The 18,299-nt window shown below is 73.3% G+C and carries 20 protein-coding genes; 13 read left to right on the top strand and 7 right to left on the bottom strand.

The features are described 5' to 3' along the window. Nucleotides 1–56: 56 nt before the first annotated feature. The 5 genes from AB0L00_RS38855 to AB0L00_RS38835 form a co-directional block, all read right to left on the bottom strand. Nucleotides 57–596, bottom strand: coding sequence for a DUF5565 family protein (locus tag AB0L00_RS38855; RefSeq protein ID WP_364442536.1), 540 nt, complete (start codon nucleotides 594–596; stop codon nucleotides 57–59). Between the two features lie 87 nt (nucleotides 597–683). Further along, nucleotides 684–1,733 (bottom strand): nitronate monooxygenase, encoded by a 1,050-nt coding sequence (locus AB0L00_RS38850; protein WP_364442534.1) that lies wholly within the window; start codon nucleotides 1,731–1,733, stop codon nucleotides 684–686. Nucleotides 1,734–1,818: 85 nt separating this feature from the next. Next, nucleotides 1,819–2,559: a CoA-transferase gene (locus AB0L00_RS38845; RefSeq protein WP_364442533.1), complete on the bottom strand. Its 741-nt coding sequence runs from the start codon at nucleotides 2,557–2,559 to the stop codon at nucleotides 1,819–1,821. 64 nt (nucleotides 2,560–2,623) lie between these two features. Next, the gene (locus AB0L00_RS38840; RefSeq protein ID WP_364442531.1) at nucleotides 2,624–3,517 is read right to left on the bottom strand and encodes a CoA-transferase; all 894 of its coding nucleotides are present in this window, start codon (nucleotides 3,515–3,517) and stop codon (nucleotides 2,624–2,626) included. Beyond that, complete coding sequence (locus tag AB0L00_RS38835) at nucleotides 3,514–4,266, bottom strand: enoyl-CoA hydratase family protein (RefSeq protein WP_364442530.1); 753 nt, start codon at nucleotides 4,264–4,266, stop codon at nucleotides 3,514–3,516. The genes AB0L00_RS38840 and AB0L00_RS38835 overlap by 4 nt, the downstream gene beginning before the upstream one ends. Nucleotides 4,267–4,323: 57 nt before the next feature. Here AB0L00_RS38835 and AB0L00_RS38830 point away from each other — a divergent pair, with 57 nt between their 5' ends. The 8 genes from AB0L00_RS38830 (at nucleotide 4,324) to AB0L00_RS38795 (ending at nucleotide 11,604) form a co-directional block, all read left to right on the top strand. Continuing rightward, nucleotides 4,324–5,091 carry an SDR family oxidoreductase gene (locus AB0L00_RS38830; protein ID WP_364442529.1) on the top strand — a complete coding sequence of 256 codons (768 nt, stop codon included), beginning with the start codon at nucleotides 4,324–4,326 and terminating at the stop codon, nucleotides 5,089–5,091. Continuing rightward, nucleotides 5,088–5,987: an SDR family oxidoreductase gene (locus AB0L00_RS38825; RefSeq protein WP_364442527.1), complete on the top strand. Its 900-nt coding sequence runs from the start codon at nucleotides 5,088–5,090 to the stop codon at nucleotides 5,985–5,987. The genes AB0L00_RS38830 and AB0L00_RS38825 overlap by 4 nt, the downstream gene beginning before the upstream one ends. A 185-nt stretch (nucleotides 5,988–6,172) precedes the next feature. After that, a complete protein-coding gene (locus AB0L00_RS38820; RefSeq protein WP_364442526.1) occupies nucleotides 6,173–8,527 on the top strand; it encodes an MFS transporter in 2,355 nt (784 codons plus the stop codon). A gap of 2 nt (nucleotides 8,528–8,529) precedes the next feature. Continuing rightward, a complete protein-coding gene (locus AB0L00_RS38815; RefSeq protein WP_364442524.1) occupies nucleotides 8,530–9,147 on the top strand; it encodes a MarR family transcriptional regulator in 618 nt (205 codons plus the stop codon). After that, complete coding sequence (locus tag AB0L00_RS38810; RefSeq protein WP_364442523.1) at nucleotides 9,144–9,920, top strand: carboxypeptidase regulatory-like domain-containing protein; 777 nt, start codon at nucleotides 9,144–9,146, stop codon at nucleotides 9,918–9,920. The genes AB0L00_RS38815 and AB0L00_RS38810 overlap by 4 nt, the downstream gene beginning before the upstream one ends. Nucleotides 9,921–9,933: 13 nt before the next feature. Then, nucleotides 9,934–10,743 carry a YceI family protein gene (locus tag AB0L00_RS38805; RefSeq protein WP_364442522.1) on the top strand — a complete coding sequence of 270 codons (810 nt, stop codon included), beginning with the start codon at nucleotides 9,934–9,936 and terminating at the stop codon, nucleotides 10,741–10,743. 110 nt (nucleotides 10,744–10,853) lie between these two features. Next, nucleotides 10,854–11,213 carry a hypothetical protein gene (locus AB0L00_RS38800; protein WP_345364504.1) on the top strand — a complete coding sequence of 120 codons (360 nt, stop codon included), beginning with the start codon at nucleotides 10,854–10,856 and terminating at the stop codon, nucleotides 11,211–11,213. Next, complete coding sequence (locus tag AB0L00_RS38795; protein ID WP_364442520.1) at nucleotides 11,206–11,604, top strand: hypothetical protein; 399 nt, start codon at nucleotides 11,206–11,208, stop codon at nucleotides 11,602–11,604. Before AB0L00_RS38800 ends, AB0L00_RS38795 begins: the two co-directional genes overlap by 8 nt. A gap of 28 nt (nucleotides 11,605–11,632) precedes the next feature. Here the strand turns inward: AB0L00_RS38795 and AB0L00_RS38790 are convergent, their stop codons facing one another. After that, on the bottom strand, nucleotides 11,633–12,013 hold the full coding sequence (locus tag AB0L00_RS38790) for a hypothetical protein (protein WP_345364498.1): 381 nt from the start codon (nucleotides 12,011–12,013) through the stop codon (nucleotides 11,633–11,635). 131 nt (nucleotides 12,014–12,144) lie between these two features. On the opposite strand from AB0L00_RS38790, the gene AB0L00_RS38785 reads away from it, so the two are divergent. Further along, entirely contained in the window at nucleotides 12,145–13,374 is a 1,230-nt protein-coding gene (locus AB0L00_RS38785; protein ID WP_364442519.1) for a histidine kinase, read from the top strand. Next, complete coding sequence (locus AB0L00_RS38780) at nucleotides 13,371–14,009, top strand: response regulator transcription factor (RefSeq protein WP_364442518.1); 639 nt, start codon at nucleotides 13,371–13,373, stop codon at nucleotides 14,007–14,009. The genes AB0L00_RS38785 and AB0L00_RS38780 overlap by 4 nt, the downstream gene beginning before the upstream one ends. Nucleotides 14,010–14,120: 111 nt before the next feature. Here AB0L00_RS38780 and AB0L00_RS38775 read toward each other — a convergent pair whose 3' ends face one another. Next, nucleotides 14,121–15,212, bottom strand: coding sequence for a lysylphosphatidylglycerol synthase transmembrane domain-containing protein (locus AB0L00_RS38775; RefSeq protein ID WP_364442517.1), 1,092 nt, complete (start codon nucleotides 15,210–15,212; stop codon nucleotides 14,121–14,123). A 306-nt stretch (nucleotides 15,213–15,518) separates the two neighbouring features. Here AB0L00_RS38775 and AB0L00_RS38770 point away from each other — a divergent pair, with 306 nt between their 5' ends. The 3 genes from AB0L00_RS38770 to AB0L00_RS38760 are packed head-to-tail and all read left to right on the top strand — an operon-like array spanning nucleotide 15,519 to nucleotide 18,261. Continuing rightward, nucleotides 15,519–16,058 (top strand): hypothetical protein, encoded by a 540-nt coding sequence (locus AB0L00_RS38770; RefSeq protein WP_364442516.1) that lies wholly within the window; start codon nucleotides 15,519–15,521, stop codon nucleotides 16,056–16,058. Next, nucleotides 16,058–17,134: an alpha/beta hydrolase-fold protein gene (locus AB0L00_RS38765; RefSeq protein ID WP_364442515.1), complete on the top strand. Its 1,077-nt coding sequence runs from the start codon at nucleotides 16,058–16,060 to the stop codon at nucleotides 17,132–17,134. The genes AB0L00_RS38770 and AB0L00_RS38765 overlap by 1 nt, the downstream gene beginning before the upstream one ends. Then, nucleotides 17,101–18,261 (top strand): alpha/beta hydrolase-fold protein, encoded by a 1,161-nt coding sequence (locus AB0L00_RS38760; protein ID WP_364442514.1) that lies wholly within the window; start codon nucleotides 17,101–17,103, stop codon nucleotides 18,259–18,261. Before AB0L00_RS38765 ends, AB0L00_RS38760 begins: the two co-directional genes overlap by 34 nt. The last annotated feature ends 38 nt before the right edge of the window (nucleotides 18,262–18,299 follow it).

The following is an 18,299-nucleotide window of genomic DNA, read 5'->3' as shown; positions in this document are numbered from 1 at the left end:
CGGGCACGGCCGAGGATCCTCGTCGCCGGAACGACGGAGATCCTCGGCGCCCAGGTTCAGGCCGGCGGGAGATCGCGGCGCTTGAGCTTGGCCATTCGGCCGTCCGGGTGGTGCCAGACGATGCCCTCCCATGGGTGGGCGCGCAGCCAGGCGGCCAGGCCGGCGTAGTCGCGGGGGACATCACCGAGGTCCTCCACGCCGTGGCGCACCAGGGCATGGCGGTCCAGGCCCTCCGGGTTGCCGTTGACCTTGGGCCCGACGAGTTCGTACGTGCCGGGTTCCCAGCGATCGGCGCCGATCGCCTCGGCGAGGAACTTCTGGAAGCCCGACTGCTCGGCGGGCTCCCAGCCGACCGTCTTGCCGGTCTGCTCGTCGTGGGCGATCTCGACGAAGCCGCGCGGCCGCCCCTTGCCCTGCTTGACCTCGCGGCGCGCCCACCAGCGCTCGCCGTCGTAGCGGACGCAGGTGCCGTCGAACTTTCGCGTCGCCTGGCCGTGGCCGTCGAGGACCCAGCCGCACTCGGGGTTCGGGGTGCGGGTGACGTAGCGCCGGTCACCGTCCCAGTCGCGGACGAACACGGTCGGGATCTTCCGCATCTTCCTGCCCTCCTCGGCTCGCGGCCGGGATCGATCCTGCACGAGCGGTCCGGTCGCGGGCGAGCTGTTTTCCGGCGGCCGTTCCGATCAGCCGGCGGTCAGGTCGGCGAGGCGGGCCGTGATCTCGGTGGCCTGGGCGACGATGCCGTCGATCAGCTCCTGGCAGGAGGGCAGGTCGGCGATGACGGCGACGGCCTGGCCGGAGGCCATCACGCCGAGGTCGGGGCGGCCGTCGACCATGGCGGCCTTCAGCAGCATCGGGGTGTTGGCGGCCATCAGCACCTGCGACCAGGACAGCTCCCTGCCGTGCCGCATCGCCAGCCCGTCGCGGACCATCGCCCGCCATGACATCCCGGACACCCGCTTGAAGCGGGCGGCATTGCGGAGGGCGCGGGCCAGGCCGGTGGCCCGGCCCGAGCGCTCCAGCGAGTCGACCAGGTCCGTGCGCAGCACCCGGTGCGGCATGCCGTCGACCTGCCGCGTGACGACGGTCTCGGTCATGCCGAGGTAGACCCGCTTCACCGCCTCGGGCACCGAACTGTCGGAGGTCAGCAGGAAACGGGTGCCCATCGCCACGCCCGCCGCCCCGTACGCCAGGGCCGCCGCCAGGCCCCGGCCGTCGAAGAAACCGCCCGCCGCGATCACCGGGATGTCCACGGCGTCGACGATCTGGGGGAGCAGCAGCGTGGTGGCGACCGGGCCGGTGTGCCCGCCGCCCTCGCCGCCCTGGACGAGGACGGCGTCGGCGCCCCACGCCGCCACCTTCTCGGCGTGCCGGCGCGCCCCCACGGACGGGATGACGACCACACCGGCGTCCTTCAGCCGCGCGATCAGTTCGGGCCTGGGCGCGAGCGCGAAGGACGCGACCCGTACGCCTTCCTCGATGAGCAGGTCGATCCGCTGCCCGGCGTCCGTGGCGTCCGCCCGCAGGTTCACCCCGAAGGGGGCCGTCGTGCGCTCCCTGACCTCGCGGATCGCGGCGGACAGGGCGTCCAGGGTCATGGTGGCGGAGGCGAGGATGCCCAGGCCGCCCGCGTTCGCGACGGCCGAGACGAGGCGCGGGCCGGCCACCCAGCCCATGCCGGTCTGCACGACCGGGTGCCGGACGCCCGTCAGTTCGGTCAGCGCCGTCCGCATGGGTCGGTGCCCCTTTCGTCGTCGACCGGTGCGGCCATCGCCGGACGCGTCTCACCCCGGCCGGCGCGTCGTCCCGTCCCCGCCCTCATCGGCGGGAGCCCTCCGGGACCTCCCGGTCGCGCAGGCCGTTCGGGTCGAGGACCTCGCGGATGATCCGCAGCTCCTCCGCGTCCGGGACCCGCGTCGCGGGGACGTCCTCGGGGACGGAGAGGGCGAAGCCGGTGGCCGCGACGACCTCCTCGACCGTCACGCCGGGGTGGACCGAGCGCAATCGCATCCGCCGGTCCGGCGTGGCGAAGTCGAGGACGGCCAGGTCGGTCACCACGACGCGGATCTCATGGGCGCCCCGGTCGTACCCGACGCCGCTGACCATGTCGACCGTCTCCACGAACACCCGGGGGGAGTGGCGGGGGATCCAGTAGCTGCTCGTGTCGCACCGGGTGTTGCCGGGCACGCCGCGCACGCCGAGCAACTGGGCCTTCGGGCGCGCCCAGTCGCCGATGCACGAGATGTTCGTGTTGCCGAACCGGTCGATCTGGCTCGCGCCGAGCATGACGTGACGGCGGCCGTTCAGCACCAGCCACAGGTGCTCGCGGAACGGCAGCCAGCCCTCGATCTCGCCCGGCCTCTCGCCGAGCGCGGGAACGTCACCGGTCAGCAGGCACGTGCCGTCGTGCGTCAGCAGGCCGGGCTCGAACGTCAGCCGCGCGAGCCGGGCGGCCAGGACGGTGACGGCGCCGCCGATGCCCGCCGCGAGGATCTCGCCGTCGCCGCGGAACGCCTCCGCGCACGCCGTCACGCACACCTCGGCCCTCGTCGCGCTCATGGACCCTCCTCCGCCGGCCCCATGGCCAAGGCGCCGTGTCGATCGATTCCCTCTCTCCGCTCGGTCATCGCCCCTCCTCCCTCCGCCAGGCGCGGACGGCGGACTGGTAGGCCGCCTCGTCGCCGGTCAGGAACCGCTCGCGGAACCCCTCCCAGGCCGCCGGGTCGCCGGCCGCGGCGGCGTACGCCTTCTGGAATGCCTCGTCGCGGTCGTGGTCCGGTTCACAGGAGGTGAAGTGGGCGCCGTTCGGGGTCTCGACGACGCCCGTGACGTGGGACCGGCTGATCAGCAGGCTCTGCACCGGGCCCTCCTTGCGCAGGTCGGCCGTCTCGACGAGACGTTCGCAGGAGACGTACGTCCGGGCCGCCGCCTTGGCGAACAGGTCGTCGAGGTACGGGTCCGGGCCGAGGTACTGCGCGTTGCCGCGCCGGTCCGCCCGGTTCAGGTGGATCAGGGCGACGTCCATCGTCAGCGCGGGCATCGCGACGAGTTCCTCGCCGTCCCCGTACGGGGAGCGGACCGTCCTCAGCTCCGGGTTCACCCGCATGACGTCGGAGCCGAGTCCGGCGCGGGTGGGCAGGAACGGCAGCCGGTGCGCCGCCGCGTGCAGCCCGAGCATGAACATGCCCTCGTCGTACTCGGTGAAAGCGATCGTCCCCTGCTGCCGGGCCCGGCGGAAGTGCGGTTCGAGAGGGATCGAGTCGAGCGTCGCGAACGGCGCGACGACGCGCCGGACCTTTCCGTACGCGCAGAGCAGCCCGACGTCCGGGCCGCCGTAGGACACCACGGTGAGGTCGCGCAGGCCGGATCGGCAGATCGCCCGGACCAGCGCCATCGGCTTGCGCCGCGACCCCCACCCGCCGATGCCGACGGTCATTCCGGACTCGATCGAGCCGACGACCTCCTCGATAGAGAGTTCTTTCGTGGGCGCGTGCGCGCGAGGGGGCGCGGGGGTCACGTGGCCTCCTTGTCCGCGACGAAGGCGGCGCGGTGGCGGTCGCCGGCGCCGGCCAGGTTGAGCTCGAAGGTGAAGCCCTGCTCGAACCGGTAGCTCCGTTTCGGGTCGACCGGGTCGATGCCGTTCAGCGACTCCTTGGCCCGGCGGATGACGTACGGGTCCTTCTCGGCGATCGTCCCGGCGAGCCGCAGGGCGGTGTCGCGCAGTTCGGCGGCGGGCACGACCTCGAGCACGGACCCGTGCCGGTGCAGTTCCGCCGCGGTGACGGTGCGGCAGGTGTAGACCATCGCCCGCATCAGGTGCTGCGGGACCAGCCGGGCCAGGTGGGTCGCCGCACCCAGCGCCCCGCGATCGACCTCCGGCAGGCCGAAGTAGGCGTCCTCGGCGGCCACGACGATGTCGGCGTTGCCGACCAGGCCGATGCCGCCGCCCAGGCAGAAGCCGTGCACCGCCGCGATGACCGGGACCGCGCACTCGTAGACGGCGGCGAACGCCGCGTAGCAGCCGCGGTTGGCGCCGAGCAGCGCCGTGTGCCCTTCGGTGGCCTGCATCTCCTTGATGTCGACGCCGGCGTTGAAACCGCGCCCCTCGGCGCGGAGCACGACCACGCGGACGGCCGGGTCGCGGCCGGCCGCCGTGACGGCGTCGGCCAGGTCGTGCCAGCCCTGGACGGTCAGCGCGTTGACGGGTGGGGCGTTCACGACGATGTCGGCGACGCCCGATCGATGAAGCGTGGTGGAGATGCCCATTGCGCTACCTTTCCACCAAACGTTTGTTAGAAGTAGTGTACAGAGGAAGGGGGTGCCATGCCCTACACGCTCGATCTCAGCGGCAAGGTCGCGGTCGTCACCGGGGGAGTGCGCGGGGTCGGCCTCGGCATCAGCCGGGCGTTCCTCGACGCCGGCGCCGAGGTGATCGCCGTCGCCCGCCACGCGCCGGACCGGCTGCCGTCCGGTCTGCGGTTCGTCCCGCTCGACGTACGCGACGCCGCCGCAGTACGGGACTTCGCCGAGGGTCTCGACCGGCTCGACGTCGTGGTCAACAACGCGGGCGGCACCCCCTACCTGCCGGCCGCCGACGGCGACCCCCGCACCCACGCCAAGATCATCGAGCTGAACCTCGTCGCGCCCCTCTACGTCGCCCGGGCGGCCAACGCGGTCATGCAGCGCGGCGACGGCGGATCGATCATCATGGTCGGCAGCGTGAGCGGCGTGCGCCCCTCACCGGGCACGGCGGCGTACGGCGCGGCGAAGGCGGGCCTGGACAACCTCACCCGCAGCCTCGCCGTCGAGTGGGCGCCGAAGGTGCGCGTCAACGCGCTGACCCTCGGGATGGTCCGCACCGAGCGGTCGCACCTGCACTACGGCGACGAGGCGGGCGTCGCCGCCGTCGAGCGCACCGTGCCCCTGGGGCGGCTGGCCGACCCGTACGACGCCGGGGCCGCGTGCGTCTTCCTCGCCTCCGACCTCGCCGGCTACGTCAGCGGCTCGGCACTGCTGGTGCACGGCGGGGGAGAGCGCCCCGCCTTCCTCGACGCGGCCAACGCGGACCGGACGAACCGGGAGGGCGAATGATCTGCCAGGGTCGAGTCGTCGTCGTGACCGGAGCCGGGCGCGGGCTCGGTCGCGCCCACGCGCTGGAGTTCGCCCGGCAGGGCGCGGCCGTCGTGGTCAACGACATCGGGGTGGGGCTGGACGGGTCCGGCGGCTCCTCGGGCCCGGCCGACGACGTGGTCGCGGAGATCCGGGGGGCGGGCGGCAAGGCGGTCGCCGCGCCGTACGACATCGCGACCGCCGAGGGCGCGGAGGCGCTGGTGCGGGCCGCGCTCGACGCGTTCGGGCGGCTCGACACCCTGGTCTGCAACGCCGGGTTCCTGCGGGATCGCATGCTGGTCAACCTGTCGGAGGAGGAGTGGGACGCGGTCACGCGCGTGCACCTCAAAGGGCACTTCCTGCCGCTGAAGCACGCGGGCCTGCACTGGCGGGCCGAGGCGAAGGCGGGCCGTCCGGGGACCGGCCGCGTGGTGATGACCTCCTCGGGGGCGGGGCTGCTGGGCAGCGTCGGCCAGGGCAACTACGCGGCGGCCAAGGCGGGCATCGTCGGACTGGCTCTGGTGGCGGCGGCCGAGCTGGGGCGCTACGGCGTGCGGGTCAACGCGATCGCGCCGGCCGCGCGCACCCGCATGACCGAGGAGGTGTTCGCCGCGACCATGACGGCGCCCGGGGACGGCGGCTTCGACGCGATGGCGCCGGAGAACGTGTCGCCGCTCGTCGCCTGGCTCGGTTCGGCCGACTGTGACGTCACCGGCCGGGTGTTCGAGGTCGAGGGCGGCCGGATCTGCGTGATGGAGGGCTTCCGGCACGGGCCGGCCGCCGACAGGGGAGCGCGGTGGGAGCCCGCGGAGCTGGGGCCCGTGGTGCGGGGACTGCTGGCCGACGCCGTGTCACCGGAGCCGGTGTACGGGGCCTGAGGCCCGCCCGTCCCCTCGGGTGACTCTGCGGCGTTTCCGCAGGTCGTACGGCCGGAGCGCCGCTCTCCGACGGTGCGTCCGGGGATGTTCCTCCCTGGCCGGGCGTCTCGGACGAATCACCTTGCTCTATAGTTAGTTAGCACTAAGCAACATTTGCGCTGACGAACTACAGGAGCGAATCCCTGATGACGACGGGCGCCCACGCGCCGGGACGGCCGGACCACCGGGCCCTCGGTCCCGGGTACAAGTGGATCGCGCTGTCGAACACGACGCTCGGCGTGCTGATGGTCATGATCAATCAGTCGATCGTGCTCATCGCGCTGCCGAACATCTTCGACGGCATCGGCCTCGACCCCCTCGGTGCTGGAAACACCAGCTACCTGCTGTGGATGATGATGGGCTTCATGGTCGTCACCGCGGTGCTGGTGGTGTCCTTCGGCCGCCTCGGTGACATGTACGGCCGGGTCAAGATGTACAACCTGGGCTTCGCCGTCTTCACGATCTGTTCGATCCTGCTGTCGATCAGCTGGATGCACGGGTCGTCGGCGGCCCTCTGGCTCATCGGCTGGCGGATCGTCCAAGGCGTCGGCGGCGCGCTGCTGTTCGCGAACTCCACCGCCATCCTCACCGACGCGTTCCCCGCCTCCAAGCGCGGCATGGCGCTCGGCATCAACGCCATCGCGGGCATCGCCGGATCCTTCATCGGACTGATCCTCGGCGGCATCCTCGGCCCGGTCAACTGGCACTATGTGTTCCTGGTCTCGGTGCCGTTCGGCGTCTTTGGAACGTTCTGGGCCTACGTCAAGCTGCACGACACCGGCGTCCGCAAGAAGGCGCGGATCGACTGGTGGGGGAACCTGACCTTCGCTATCGGTTTGATCTCGGTTCTGATTGGCATCACGTACGGCATCCAGCCGTACAAAGATCACACCATGGGATGGACCAACCCGTGGGTGCTCACCGCGCTGATCGGCGGCGCGCTTGTCCTGTGCGCCTTCCTCTACATCGAGACGAAGATCGCTGAGCCGCTGTTCAACCTCTCGCTCTTCAAGAACCGCACCTTCACCGCGGGGAACCTGGCGAGCCTGCTGACCGCGCTCGGCCGCGGCGGCCTGCAGTTCATGCTGATCATCTGGCTGCAGGGCATCTGGCTGCCCCAGCACGGCTACAGCTTCGAGGACACGCCGCTGTGGGCGGGCATCTACATGATTCCGCTGACCGTCGGCTTCCTGCTGTCGGCGCCGCTGTCCGGGATCCTGTCGGACCGGCTCGGCGCCCGGGTGTTCACGGTGGGAGGCGCGCTCGTCACGGGGCTCAGCTTCCTGCTGCTCCTCGCCATCCCGGTGAACTTCTCCTACTGGGTGTTCGCCGTGCTGCTCGTCGTCAACGGCATCGGCTCCGGCATGTTCGCCTCCCCGAACCGCGCCGACATCATGAACTCGGTCCCGGCCGACCAGCGCGGCGTCGGCGCCGGCATGACCGCCACGTTCCAGAACTCCGCGATGGTGCTGTCCATCGGCATCTTCTTCAGCCTCATGGTGGCGGGTCTGTCGCACAGCCTGCCGTCGTCGATGTACAGCGGCCTGACCGCCCAGGGCGTCCCGGATCAGACCGCCCAGTCGATCTCGCACCTGCCGCCGATCGCGGTGCTGTTCGCGGCCTTCCTCGGCTACAACCCGATGAAGCAGCTCCTCGGCCCGGAACTGCACAAGCTGCCCGCCGACCACGCCTCCTACCTCACCGGGCGCGGCTTCTTCCCGCACCTGATCACCGAGCCGTTCCACGACGGCCTGACGATCGCGTTCTGGTTCGCGATCGCCGCCTGCGTCGTCGCCGCGATCGCGTCGCTGCTGACCAAGCGGAACAAGCCCGGCGAGCAGCCCGCCGAGCACGAGTCGCTCGGCTCGGAGCTGGCCGGGGTGACCGGCGAGGCCGGGCTGGCGCTCAGCGAGCCCACCGTCCCGCAGATGGTGCCGACGACCTCCCACGCGCCGGCCGCCGCCCAGCGGGCGATGTCGAACGGCCGGCCCGGGCCGGTCATCGCGGGCCTCATCCACGACGGGGCGGGCACGCCCGTGCCCGGCGCCGCCGTCACGGTCACCGGGCCGGACGGGCACCAGCTCGGGCGGGCCACGACCGGACCGGACGGCCGGTACTCGATCGCGGTCACCGACGGCGACCACCTCGTCATCGTCACCGCGCCGGGCCGCGTCCCGCAGGCCGCGACCGTCCTCGTGGGAGAGGCGTCGATCGTCCGGGACTTCCCGCTCGTACTCGACAGCGCGCCCCCGACCGGCGTGCTGTCCGGCGTGGTGCGGTCTCCGCACGGCGAGCCGGTCGGCGGGATCACCACGACCGTCACCGACGAGAGCGGTGAGGTGGTCGCGACCACGGTCACCGACGAGAACGGCGCCTACCGGATCACCGGCCTCGCGGACGGCGGCTACACGCTGGTCGCGGCGGGTCACCGTCCCGTGACGACGACCGTCCGCGTCCCGTCCGGAGTGCCGTCCACCGTGCGCGTCGCGCTGGGCGAGTGACCATGGACGCCGATCCCCGGGCGGACCGCGTGAACGTGCACCGCCCGGCCACCGGCCCCGGCCCGGACGGGGAGGCGGCACCCCGTCCTGAGGGCGCCGGCGCGGACGCCGGTCCGGCGCCGGGCGGGGAGGCCGAGTCCCGCGTGGAGCAGCCCCCCGCCGACGCCGCCGAGGAGTCCGCCGAGGTCGCCGGACGGCTCCGGGTCGCGCTCGAAGCCCTCAACCGCCGGTTGCGCAAGGACTGGCCGGATCACCTGACCCCGAGCCGGCTGTCGGCGCTGACCACCATCGCCGCCGGCGGGCCGCTCCCCGTGGGGGAGCTCGCCCGCCGGATGGCGGTCAGCACCCCGACCGTCTCCCACATCGTGGACGCCCTGGCGAAGCTGCAACTGATCGACCGGCGGCCCGACCCACGGGACCGCCGGGTGTGCCGGCTCGTCCTGAGCGACGCCGGTGACGAACTGCTGGACGATCTCGGGCGGCGCACCACCGGGTTCCTCGCGGACCGGATCCGCCTGCTGCCGGCGGATCAGCGGGCCGGCCTCGCCGTCGCCCTGCCCGCCCTCGAAGCCTTGGCCGCGGCCCCGGAACGGCCGCACAACGGAGGAATGGACCGATGACTGAGAACACGGCGCTGAGCGAGACGCTCACCGTCTTCGGCACGGTGCAGCGGACGGAGGGCCCGCCGGTCGCCGACGCGGTGGTCACGCTGGCCGACATGGCCGGCCGCAAGATCGGTTCCGCGTACACCGGGATGGACGGGGAGTACCGCCTCACCGTGCAGAAGGGCGGCACCTACCTGATCATCGCCTCGGCGCCCGGCCACGAGCCGATCGCCTCGCTCGTGGCGGTCGGGACCGGGACCGTACGCCACGACATGACCATCGCCGGCGTCGGCGGGCTGATCGGCATCGTCCGGCTGTCCGGCACCCGCCAGCCCGTCGCGGACGCGGCGATCACCGTGACCGACGTCCAGGGCGACGTCGTCGCGACGGCGCGCAGCACCGAGGGCGGCGGCTTCTCGTTCATCAGCCTCCCCGAAGGCTCCTACACGCTGGTCGCCTCCGCTCCCGGCCAGCGGCCGGTGGCCGCCGCGGTCACGGTCCGGCAGGGCACGCAGACCCGGCAGGACCTGGAGCTCCTGGCGCGCGGCACGCTGAACGGCGAGGTATGGCTGCAGGACCGGCCGTACGACGGCGCGCGGCTCACGCTGATGGACCAGTCCGGGAGGATCGTCGGCACCGCGGTGAGCGGCGTGGCCGGTGAGTTCTCCTTCGAAGACCTCGAACCGGGGACGTACACCCTCGTCGCCGCCGGTCATGGCCCGGCCGCCGTCCCCGTCCAGATCACCGGCGGCCGGCCCGTGGACGCCGACGTCACGCTGACCGCCTGAAAGGGGCCTCTCAGTGAACTACGCGAACGCCGCTGTGACGGCCCGGATCGTCGCCCCCGGGGGATGGCCGGTCGAGCACGCGATCCTGACACTCACCGACTCCACGGGCCGCCAGGCGGCCCGCGTCGCGGTCGACACGAGCGGCCGCGCCTCCATGGAGGGCGTCCCGCCCGGCGTCTACACGCTCATCGTCTCGGCCGCGGGACACCAGCCGGAGGCCCGGACCGCGGTCGTCGGCCCGGCCGGCCTCGACCTCGGGGACATCGAGATCGCCGGGACCGGCGGGCGCCGCTTCCCCGAACCGGGGGTCTGGGACATCGACCCGGTGCACTCCTCCGTCCAGATCCGGGCCCGCCACATCGGGCTCGTCAGCGTCCGCGGGCGGATCACCGACTTCAGCGGCGAGATCGTCGTCACCGACCCCGTGGAGAACTCCACCGTGGAGGTCACCCTGCGGCCGGCCAGCATCGACACCGGGAATCCCGACCGCGACACCCACCTGCGCAGCAAGGACTTCCTGTACGTCGAGGAGTACCCCGACATCACCTTCCGCAGCAAGGGGCTGCGGCGGCTCGCCGACGACCGGTGGGCGATGGACAGCGAGCTGACCATCCGCGGCACGACGCGCCCGGTGACGCTGGACACGACGTACCTCGGCACCGGGCCGGACCCGTGGGGCGGCACGCGCTGCGGCTTCCACGCGGTCACGGAGCTGAACCGCGACGAGTTCGCCGTCGACTGGAACCAGGCCGTGCGCGTCGGGATCGCCACGGTCGGGGGCACTCTCCGGGTCGAACTCGACGTCGAGCTCGTGAAGCGCTGAGAGCCGCGTCGAACGGCGCCCCGGGGTCGCCGACGGCGTGTACTACATCCCGTAGTACGGTCTTCGTCCGAAGGCGAACCGAACGGCGAATCCCTGAGGAAGGCTGACGCGTGGTCCAGGCCCTGGCGGTGTCACTGATCATCGGCGTGCTCGTGCTCGCCGGTCTGGCGCTCGTGACGGCCGCCCTGAACCGCCGGGTCGGCGTGGTCCTGCTGGGCGCCGCCGCGCTGGGCGAGGCCGGTCTGCTCGTCCAGGTCGTCTGGGCGATCGTCCGGCTGGCGGGCGGCGCCCGGCCGGTCGGCGGGATGCCGATGTTCATCGGCTACCTCGCCGGGTCGCTGGTGATCCTGCCCATCGCCGCGTTCTGGGGACTGGCCGAGCGCACCCGCTGGGGCCCGGTCGTCCTGGCCGCCGGTTTCCTCGTGATCGCGGTCCTCATCGTCCGCATGCAGCAGGTGTGGCATGGCTGAGCCGACCGCGCGGCGATCCGGACCGGGGCGGGTGCTGGTCGCCGTGTACGGAGTGTTCGCCCTCGCCGCCTCGTCGCGGGCCGGCGTGCAGATCGCCACCAAGTTCCACCAGGCGCCGGTGGCCTACCTGCTGTCGGCGTTCGCCGCGGTCGTGTACGTGCTCGCCACCGTGATGCTGGCCCGCTCCGGCCGTACCTCGCATCGCGTCGCCGTCGTCTCCTGCACGGTCGAGTTCATCGGCGTGCTGGCGGTCGGCACGTACAGCCTCACCGACCGCGCCGCCTTCCCCGACCCGACGGTGTGGTCCGGCTACGGCAGCGGGTACGGCTTCGTGCCGCTCGTGCTGCCGGTGCTCGGCCTGCTCTGGCTGCGCCGGACCGCACCCCACTGAGCCGGACCCGAGCCCCGCGTCCCTACGGTCACCTCCACCCCTGCGCCCGGACCCGCAGCGCGAAGGCGGCGCAGGCGGCGGCGAACGGCAGCTCCAGCGTGAGCGCCATCACGATCGACGTGGGCCGGTAACCGGGCCGCGCCGTCATCACGTCGAACCACACGTCGGCGAGCATCAGGGCGGTCAGCCCGGCGGCGGTCAGGGCGGCCCGTCCGTCCCGGCGGCGGGCCAGCCATCCGGTCAGCGCCATGCCGGCGACGAGCAGCAGGTCGAAACCGATCCAGAGGGGACGGGCGGCGGCGGAGGCGTAGAAGCCGAGCAGCACGGTCCATACCCCGACGGCGATGGCGCCGCCGAGGAAGACGAACGCCGCGAGCGCGCCGTCCCGGTGGGCGAGGTGTGTCGTCATGCCCCCACCCTCGGCGGCGCCGTACGGGTGCCGCCTCCGCCGGGCGGCCCGACCCGGCGGCCGGTCGTAGGAGCCGCCCCTCCTCCCGGAGGAGGACGGCGCCGATGCCGTCAGGCCATAACCTCTGCGGTGTGGAGAGACTCCGGCTCGGTCGCCTGCGCGGGAACGGGACAGCCCCGGCGCGCGCGATCCCGCTCGGGACCAGGTTCGCCCCGGCGTGGGCCGTTCTGCTCGGCGGCGGGTTCGCCCCGATCCGGGCGGTCCTGCTCGCCTGCGCGTTCGGCTGTCTCCTCCTGCACCGGACCGGCGCTCCGCAGGCCCCGGCGGACTGGGGGTTCGCGCTCTGCTCGCTCGCGCTGGGCGCGGCGGGCGGGCGGCTGCCGCTGACCGTGGCCCTCGGCCAGCCGGCGCTCCTCGCCCTGGCCGAGGCGTTCGGTCACGTGCCGCCGATCGGCATCAAGATCATGGCGAGCGTGGCGCTGTTCGAGGTGGCGCTCCGCCGGTGGGGTGTGCCCGCCCTGCTCGCCGCGGCGGCGCTCACCGTGGTCTACGCCGCCATCGGCCTGCCGGGCGACGTTCCGGCCCTGCTGTACAAGGTGGCCGCCGTCGTGGGCGGCCCGGTGCTGCTCGCCGCGTACGTCCGTTCGCTCGAACAGGTCGCGCGCAGCGCGCAGGAACGCGCCGCGGAGGCCGAGCGGGCCGCCCGCATGAGCGAGCGCACCGCGATCGCCCGCGAACTGCACGACATGGTCGCCCACCACATGGCCTCGATGGCGCTCCGGGTCGGCGTGGCCCGCCACGTCATCCCGCGCACCGACCCGAGAGTGACCGAGGTCCTCGACGACGTGCACGCCAGCGCGTCCAGCGCCCTCGCCGACCTGCGCCGTCTGCTCACCGCGCTGCGTGACCCGGACGACCCGGGCCGCCTGCTCACCGAGCCGACGGACCTGCCCGTCGCCCTGGACGGTCTCGTCGACCGGGCCCGGCAGTCGGGGCTCACCGTGGACTCCTCGGTCGCCCCCGAACTCGCCGGACTCGACGCCGTACGCGGCCTGACCCTGCTGCGCCTCGTCCAGGAGGGCCTCACCAATGTCGTGAAGCACGCCGGCCGGCAGGCGTCCGTACGCCTCGCCGCGGCGATGACCGGGGACGGCGCCGTCAGCCTGGAGATCAGCAATGACATGGCCGGCGTCCTTCCACCGGCCGGCGGCCCACCGGCGGCCGGCGCCGGGCACGGCCTGCTCGGCATGCGCGAACGCGTGGACCTGGTCGGCGGCAGCCTCGAGGTCGGGCCCGCTCCCGGCGGATGGCGCCTGTCGGCTCTGCTGCCCGAATCGGGTCCTGATCGGATGACGGCGTGATCCGGGTGCTCATCGTGGACGACCAGCATCTCGTGCGGGCGGGTCTGCGGATGCTGTGCGAGTCGACCGACGACATCGAGGTGACCGGCGAGGCCACGGGCGGCGCCGAGGCCGTACGGCTCGCGGCGCGGCTGGCACCGGACGTCGTCATCATGGATCTGCGCATGCCGGGCGTGGACGGCATCGCCGCGACGACGCGGATCCTCGCCGAACGGCCCGCGACGCGCGTCGTCATCCTCACGACCTTCGACGACGACGACCATCTCTACCCCGCGCTCGCCGCCGGGGCCTGCGGTTTCCTCGCCAAGGACGTCGCACCGGAGACGCTCGTGGACGCCATCCGGCGGGCGGCCGACGGGGACAGCCCGTTCAGCACGCCGGTGCTGCGGCGGCTGGTCGCCCAGGCGGTCGGCGCCCGGCGGGACGACCCGGCGGCACCCGAACCGGCCATCACGGCACGGGAGCGCGCGGTCCTGGCCCTCCTGGCGGAGGGCCTGTCCAACGGGGAGATCGCCGAACGCCTGCACATCGGCGTCACGACGGTGAAGACGCACGTGGCGGGTCTGATGACGAAGACGGGATGCCCGAACCGCGTGCGGCTCGCGGTCTTCGCCGCCCGGAACGGCCTCACCTGAGCCGAGCCGACCGGCGCCGAGCCGTCCAGCGCCGAGCAGACCTGAGACGAGCCGTCCAGGGTCGGGCCGACCAGGGCCGAGGCGACCGGCGGGGCGGCCTCGCGGGGCGGGCTACAGGGCGTGCGTGCGGCGCAGGAGCCGGGTGCTGAGCACGCCCACCGGGACGGGCGCCCAGAACGTCATGGCCCGGAACAGCAGGACCCCCTCGGCCGCCTGGCCGGTCGGGACGTGCGCGGCCGCCAGCGCGGTGATCAGCGCGGCCTCGGTCGACCCCACCCCGGCGGGGGTCGGGATCGCGGCACCGGCCGTGGCGCCGAGCAGATAGACGGCCAGCAGCGCGCCGAAGGCGCCGCTGTGCGTACCGGGCACGGCGAGCAGGCTGACCGCGAATGCCAGCGCCAGCGCGATGTGCGCGCCGGTCGACGCGGCGACCGTCCACAGCAGGCAGCGCGGCCGGTGGACGAGGTGCCGCAGCGACCTGCCGACACCCGTGACCGTGGCACGGGCCCAGGCGCGTCCCCGGCCGCCCGGCCAGTAGAACACGACGAGGGCGAGCAGGACGGCCACGCCCGCGGCGGAGAGGAGGACGGGGACGATGATCCCGGAGTGGCGGCTCATGATCCGGCCGATGCGGATGTCCGGCATCGACGGGTCGTCCAGGCCGTTGCACACGCCGACGGCCAGCACGACGAGGCCGAGCTTCGTCACGCCCCGCATGAGGCCGGCCGCGGCCATCGCCGCCGTCGCCTCGTACATCGGCAGGCCGCGCCGGGTGAGGTACCGGCAGGTGACCGCGGCGGAGCCGAGCCCGCTGGGCGCCAGGCGGTTGGCCGCGGCCCCGGCGAACTGCGACGCCGTCACCTCCCACAGGCGGAGCCGCCGGCCGGACACACCGTCGGCCGCGGCGCGCACGCCGAGCCCCGACGCGAGGTAGTGCAGCGTCGCCAGGGCGGCGACCAGCGGCACGAACTCCCACCGGATCCGGCCGGCGCGGGCGGACAGCGCCCCGGCCCAACCGTGCACGTCGATGTCGCGGAAGCCGAGGTCGGTCAGCCGGGTGCCGACGACCACCCCGCACAGCGCGGCGGCGAGCAGTCCGGCGGCGACCCAGGTCCGCACCGGGAGCCGCCCCACGACCGACCCGTCGAACCGTTCGACGAGCGGCTCGGTCTCGCGTCGGCGGGTCAGGATTCGCGGGCTCATGGCCTCAACCTCCCCTGTCGAATGAAGCATCGGTGAAACAGGGGATGAGGGACGGCTGACGTGATGGTTCCTCCAGATCCACTGGCGGACGGGGCCATGGCCGACCACCGGCCGCCGTGGGCACTCACTGCCTGAATGGTACAACGTGACTGCTGTGGGTGATCATGCTTCTCGCGCGGCCGGGCGGCGGCGGGAAAGGTGAGGATCACGCTAACCATGCGTTGAACGAGTGCTGACCAACGTGTTCCTACGCTTACGGCAGCGATGTCGAGGGGATCAATGCTCCTACGGGAGCGAGAACACGTAATGAGCGCTTATTCGCCCGGCGGCCACTGGTCGCATCTGGCCCTGGTGGGCTGGGTGACCTTTGGGCCGGGCCTGTACGCCGTGCTGCTCGTGGCCGGGTGGTGGACGGCCCGGCACCGGCGCGCCCCGGTCATGGCCGCGGCGATCTGGGCGCCCGTCGGCGCCGTCGCCGCCGCCCTGGTCAACCAGCCGATCGAGCACCTGACGACCGTACCGCTGCCCCTGCCGCACGGCATGGCGGCGCGTACGGCGGAGCTGCCCGCCCCGAGCGACCACGTGGCGGTCGCGGCGGCCACCGCCGTCGGGCTGCTCCTCGTGAGCCGCCGGCTGGGCCTGCTGGCGGGCGGCGTCGCGGCGATCATGGCTGTGACCTTCGCCGTCGGTGGCGTTCCGCTGAAGGACATCGCGGGCGGCGCCGTCGTCGGGGCGACGGTGACGTTGATCGGTTTCGTCTTGTTCGAGGGGCCGGTACGGCGTCTCGTCGCGCGTGCCCGCCGGACCCGGCTGCGGCCGATCGCCGGGCCGGGGAAGGTCTCCTGATGGGTTTGACCGACGGCCCGTTCGTCATTCTGCTCGGCGTCCTGGGGTTCGCCGCGTTCGTGACCTGCGTCGTCCTGCTGCCCCTGGTCGCGGGCCGCGGCGTGCGCCAGGCGTCGGCGCGGGCGGGCCTCGTCGTGGGCACCCAGTCCGTGGTGGTGTTCGCGGTGCTCGTGGCGGTCAACTCCTCGTTCGGCTTCTTCGGCTCCTGGGCCGACCTGCTCGGCACGGACAAGAGCCGGGTACGGGTCGTCGGCGGAACGGATGCGACGGCGCCGCCCGCCGCGGCGGCGCAGCCGTCCCTGCGGCCCCGGTCCGACACGCTGTCGCGTGGTCTGCCCGCCGGCGAGGGACGCCTGGACGCGGTCGTCTTCCACGGCCTCCGCTCCGGCATCACGGCCACGGGTTACGTGTACGTGCCGCCGCAGTACTCCCATCACGCCTACCGGAGTCGGCGCCTGCCCGTCGTCCTGGTCCTCACGGCGGACGTGCCGGGCACGCTCACCCGGCTGCGCTTGCCGTCGGTCGCGGCCGGCCAGATCGCGGGCGGCGCGGTGCAGCCGACCGTGTACGTCCTCATGAGCCCGGTCGGCGGCTGCGTCGACGCGCCCGGCGGCCCGCAGGCCGGCACGTTCTTCGCCGAGGACGTGCCGATGGCGGTGACGGCCTCGTACCGGGTCGCGCGGGACGGCCCCGGCTGGGGGGTGATCGGTGACGCGGCCGGCGGCTACTGCGCGGCCCGGCTCGCCCTGCGGGCCGGCGACCGGTTCACCGCGGCGGCCTGCGCGGCGTCGTCGTACGGCGCGCCGCCCGGCGACCTCTACGGGCGTAGCGCGGCCATCCGGAACGAGAACGATCTGCTCTGGACGCTGGGCCACCGCCCGCCGCCCCCGGCGCACCTGCTCGTCATCACCGCCGGCGGGGCCATCGAGCCGGCCCGGCGGCTCACCGCCCTGATCCGCCCGCCGACGAGTGCCGACTCCCTCACCGTCACCGGCGGCGGCACGCTCCCGACCTGGCAGCGGGACCTTCCTGCCGTACTGCGATGGCTCAGCGGCCGGCTGAGTCCGGAGAGCTGACGTCGATGGGCCTCACCGGCACCCCCTTCATCCTGTTCGTCTGCGTCCTCGCCCTGGCCGCGCTGGCCGGTGTCATATGGGTCGCGCCGCGCGCCGCGCGCCGGGTCCCGGCGCGGGTCGGCCTGCTGCTGGTCTCCCAGGTCCTGCTCCTGGCCGCCCTGCTCACCGTCGCCAACGCGTACTTCGCCTTCTACGGATCCTGGGGCGACCTGCTCGGCATGTCCGGAGCCGGGGGCGGCGGCACCGGCGATCCGGTCGGCCCGCATGCCCGGGCCGCGAGCGCCTCCACCGGACCGGATCCGCTGCTCGTTCCGACGCACGACGCCTTCGTCGACGGCCACCAGCTGCCCGCCAAGGACGGCCGGCTGGAGGCCGTGACGATCCACGGCGCGCGATCGGGGATCACCGCCCTGGCCTACGTCTACCTGCCGCCGCAGTACTTCCAGGACCGGACCCGCCGCTTCCCCGTGACGCTGGCGCTCACCGGCTACCCGGGGAACGCCCAGAACCTCGTCACCCGCCTGCGCCTGCCGCAGACCGCCGCCCAGGAGATCGCCGCCCGCCGCCTCAAGCCGATGATCTTCGTCATGATGCGGCCCATGCTCACTCCCCCGCGCGACACCGAGTGCACCGACGTCCCGAACGGCCCGCTCGCCGAGACGTTCTTCGCGCGGGACCTGCCCGCCGCGGTCGAGACGGCGTACCGCACCGTGCCCGCGCCGACCGGGTGGAGCGCGATGGGGGACTCGACCGGCGGATACTGCGCGCTGAAGCTCGCGATGCGCCACTCCGACCGGTTCGCCGCCGCGATCTCCCTGTCGGGCTACTACAAGGCGCTGCGCGACATCACCACCGGCGACCTGTACGGCGGGAGCCCGGCCTACCGGAACGAGAACGACCTGGACTGGCGGCTCCGGCACCGGCCCGCCCCGCCGGTCGACGTCCTGGTCACCACCAGCAAGGTGGGGGAGAAGGACTACCAGGCCACGATGCGGTTCATCGCGCTCGCCCGTTCCCCGATGCGCGTCGCCTCGATCACCCTGCCCACGGGCGGGCACCACTTCAGCGTGTGGAACCGCGAGCTCACCCCCGCGCTCCGCTGGCTGAACGGCCGCCTCGGCGTGTGAGGCGCCCGCCGGCTCACTCCGCGCTCCGTCGGCTGAGT

This window comes from Actinoallomurus sp. NPDC052308 (genome assembly GCF_040679195.1).
Classification (GTDB): domain Bacteria; phylum Actinomycetota; class Actinomycetes; order Streptosporangiales; family Streptosporangiaceae; genus Actinoallomurus; species Actinoallomurus liliacearum.
Note: the sequence above shows the minus strand (reverse complement) of the source record. Positions and strands in the feature narration are given on the sequence as shown.

Excerpts from the sequence above, each read along its gene's own strand:
- AB0L00_RS38855 (WP_364442536.1), bottom strand. The coding sequence starts at position 596 with ATGCGGAAGATCCCGACCGTGTTCGTCCGCGACTGGGACGGTGACCGG.
- AB0L00_RS38795 (WP_364442520.1), top strand. The coding sequence starts at position 11,206 with ATGGCTGAGCCGACCGCGCGGCGATCCGGACCGGGGCGGGTGCTGGTC.
- AB0L00_RS38775 (WP_364442517.1), bottom strand. The coding sequence starts at position 15,212 with ATGAGCCCGCGAATCCTGACCCGCCGACGCGAGACCGAGCCGCTCGTC.
- AB0L00_RS38815 (WP_364442524.1), top strand. The coding sequence starts at position 8,530 with ATGGACGCCGATCCCCGGGCGGACCGCGTGAACGTGCACCGCCCGGCC.
- AB0L00_RS38790 (WP_345364498.1), bottom strand. The coding sequence starts at position 12,013 with ATGACGACACACCTCGCCCACCGGGACGGCGCGCTCGCGGCGTTCGTC.
- AB0L00_RS38810 (WP_364442523.1), top strand. The coding sequence starts at position 9,144 with ATGACTGAGAACACGGCGCTGAGCGAGACGCTCACCGTCTTCGGCACG.
- AB0L00_RS38835 (WP_364442530.1), bottom strand. The coding sequence starts at position 4,266 with ATGGGCATCTCCACCACGCTTCATCGATCGGGCGTCGCCGACATCGTC.
- AB0L00_RS38830 (WP_364442529.1), top strand. The coding sequence starts at position 4,324 with ATGCCCTACACGCTCGATCTCAGCGGCAAGGTCGCGGTCGTCACCGGG.
- AB0L00_RS38765 (WP_364442515.1), top strand. The coding sequence starts at position 16,058 with ATGGGTTTGACCGACGGCCCGTTCGTCATTCTGCTCGGCGTCCTGGGG.
- AB0L00_RS38825 (WP_364442527.1), top strand. The coding sequence starts at position 5,088 with ATGATCTGCCAGGGTCGAGTCGTCGTCGTGACCGGAGCCGGGCGCGGG.
- AB0L00_RS38760 (WP_364442514.1), top strand. The coding sequence starts at position 17,101 with ATGGCTCAGCGGCCGGCTGAGTCCGGAGAGCTGACGTCGATGGGCCTC.
- AB0L00_RS38845 (WP_364442533.1), bottom strand. The coding sequence starts at position 2,559 with ATGAGCGCGACGAGGGCCGAGGTGTGCGTGACGGCGTGCGCGGAGGCG.
- AB0L00_RS38770 (WP_364442516.1), top strand. The coding sequence starts at position 15,519 with ATGAGCGCTTATTCGCCCGGCGGCCACTGGTCGCATCTGGCCCTGGTG.
- AB0L00_RS38820 (WP_364442526.1), top strand. The coding sequence starts at position 6,173 with ATGACGACGGGCGCCCACGCGCCGGGACGGCCGGACCACCGGGCCCTC.
- AB0L00_RS38850 (WP_364442534.1), bottom strand. The coding sequence starts at position 1,733 with ATGCGGACGGCGCTGACCGAACTGACGGGCGTCCGGCACCCGGTCGTG.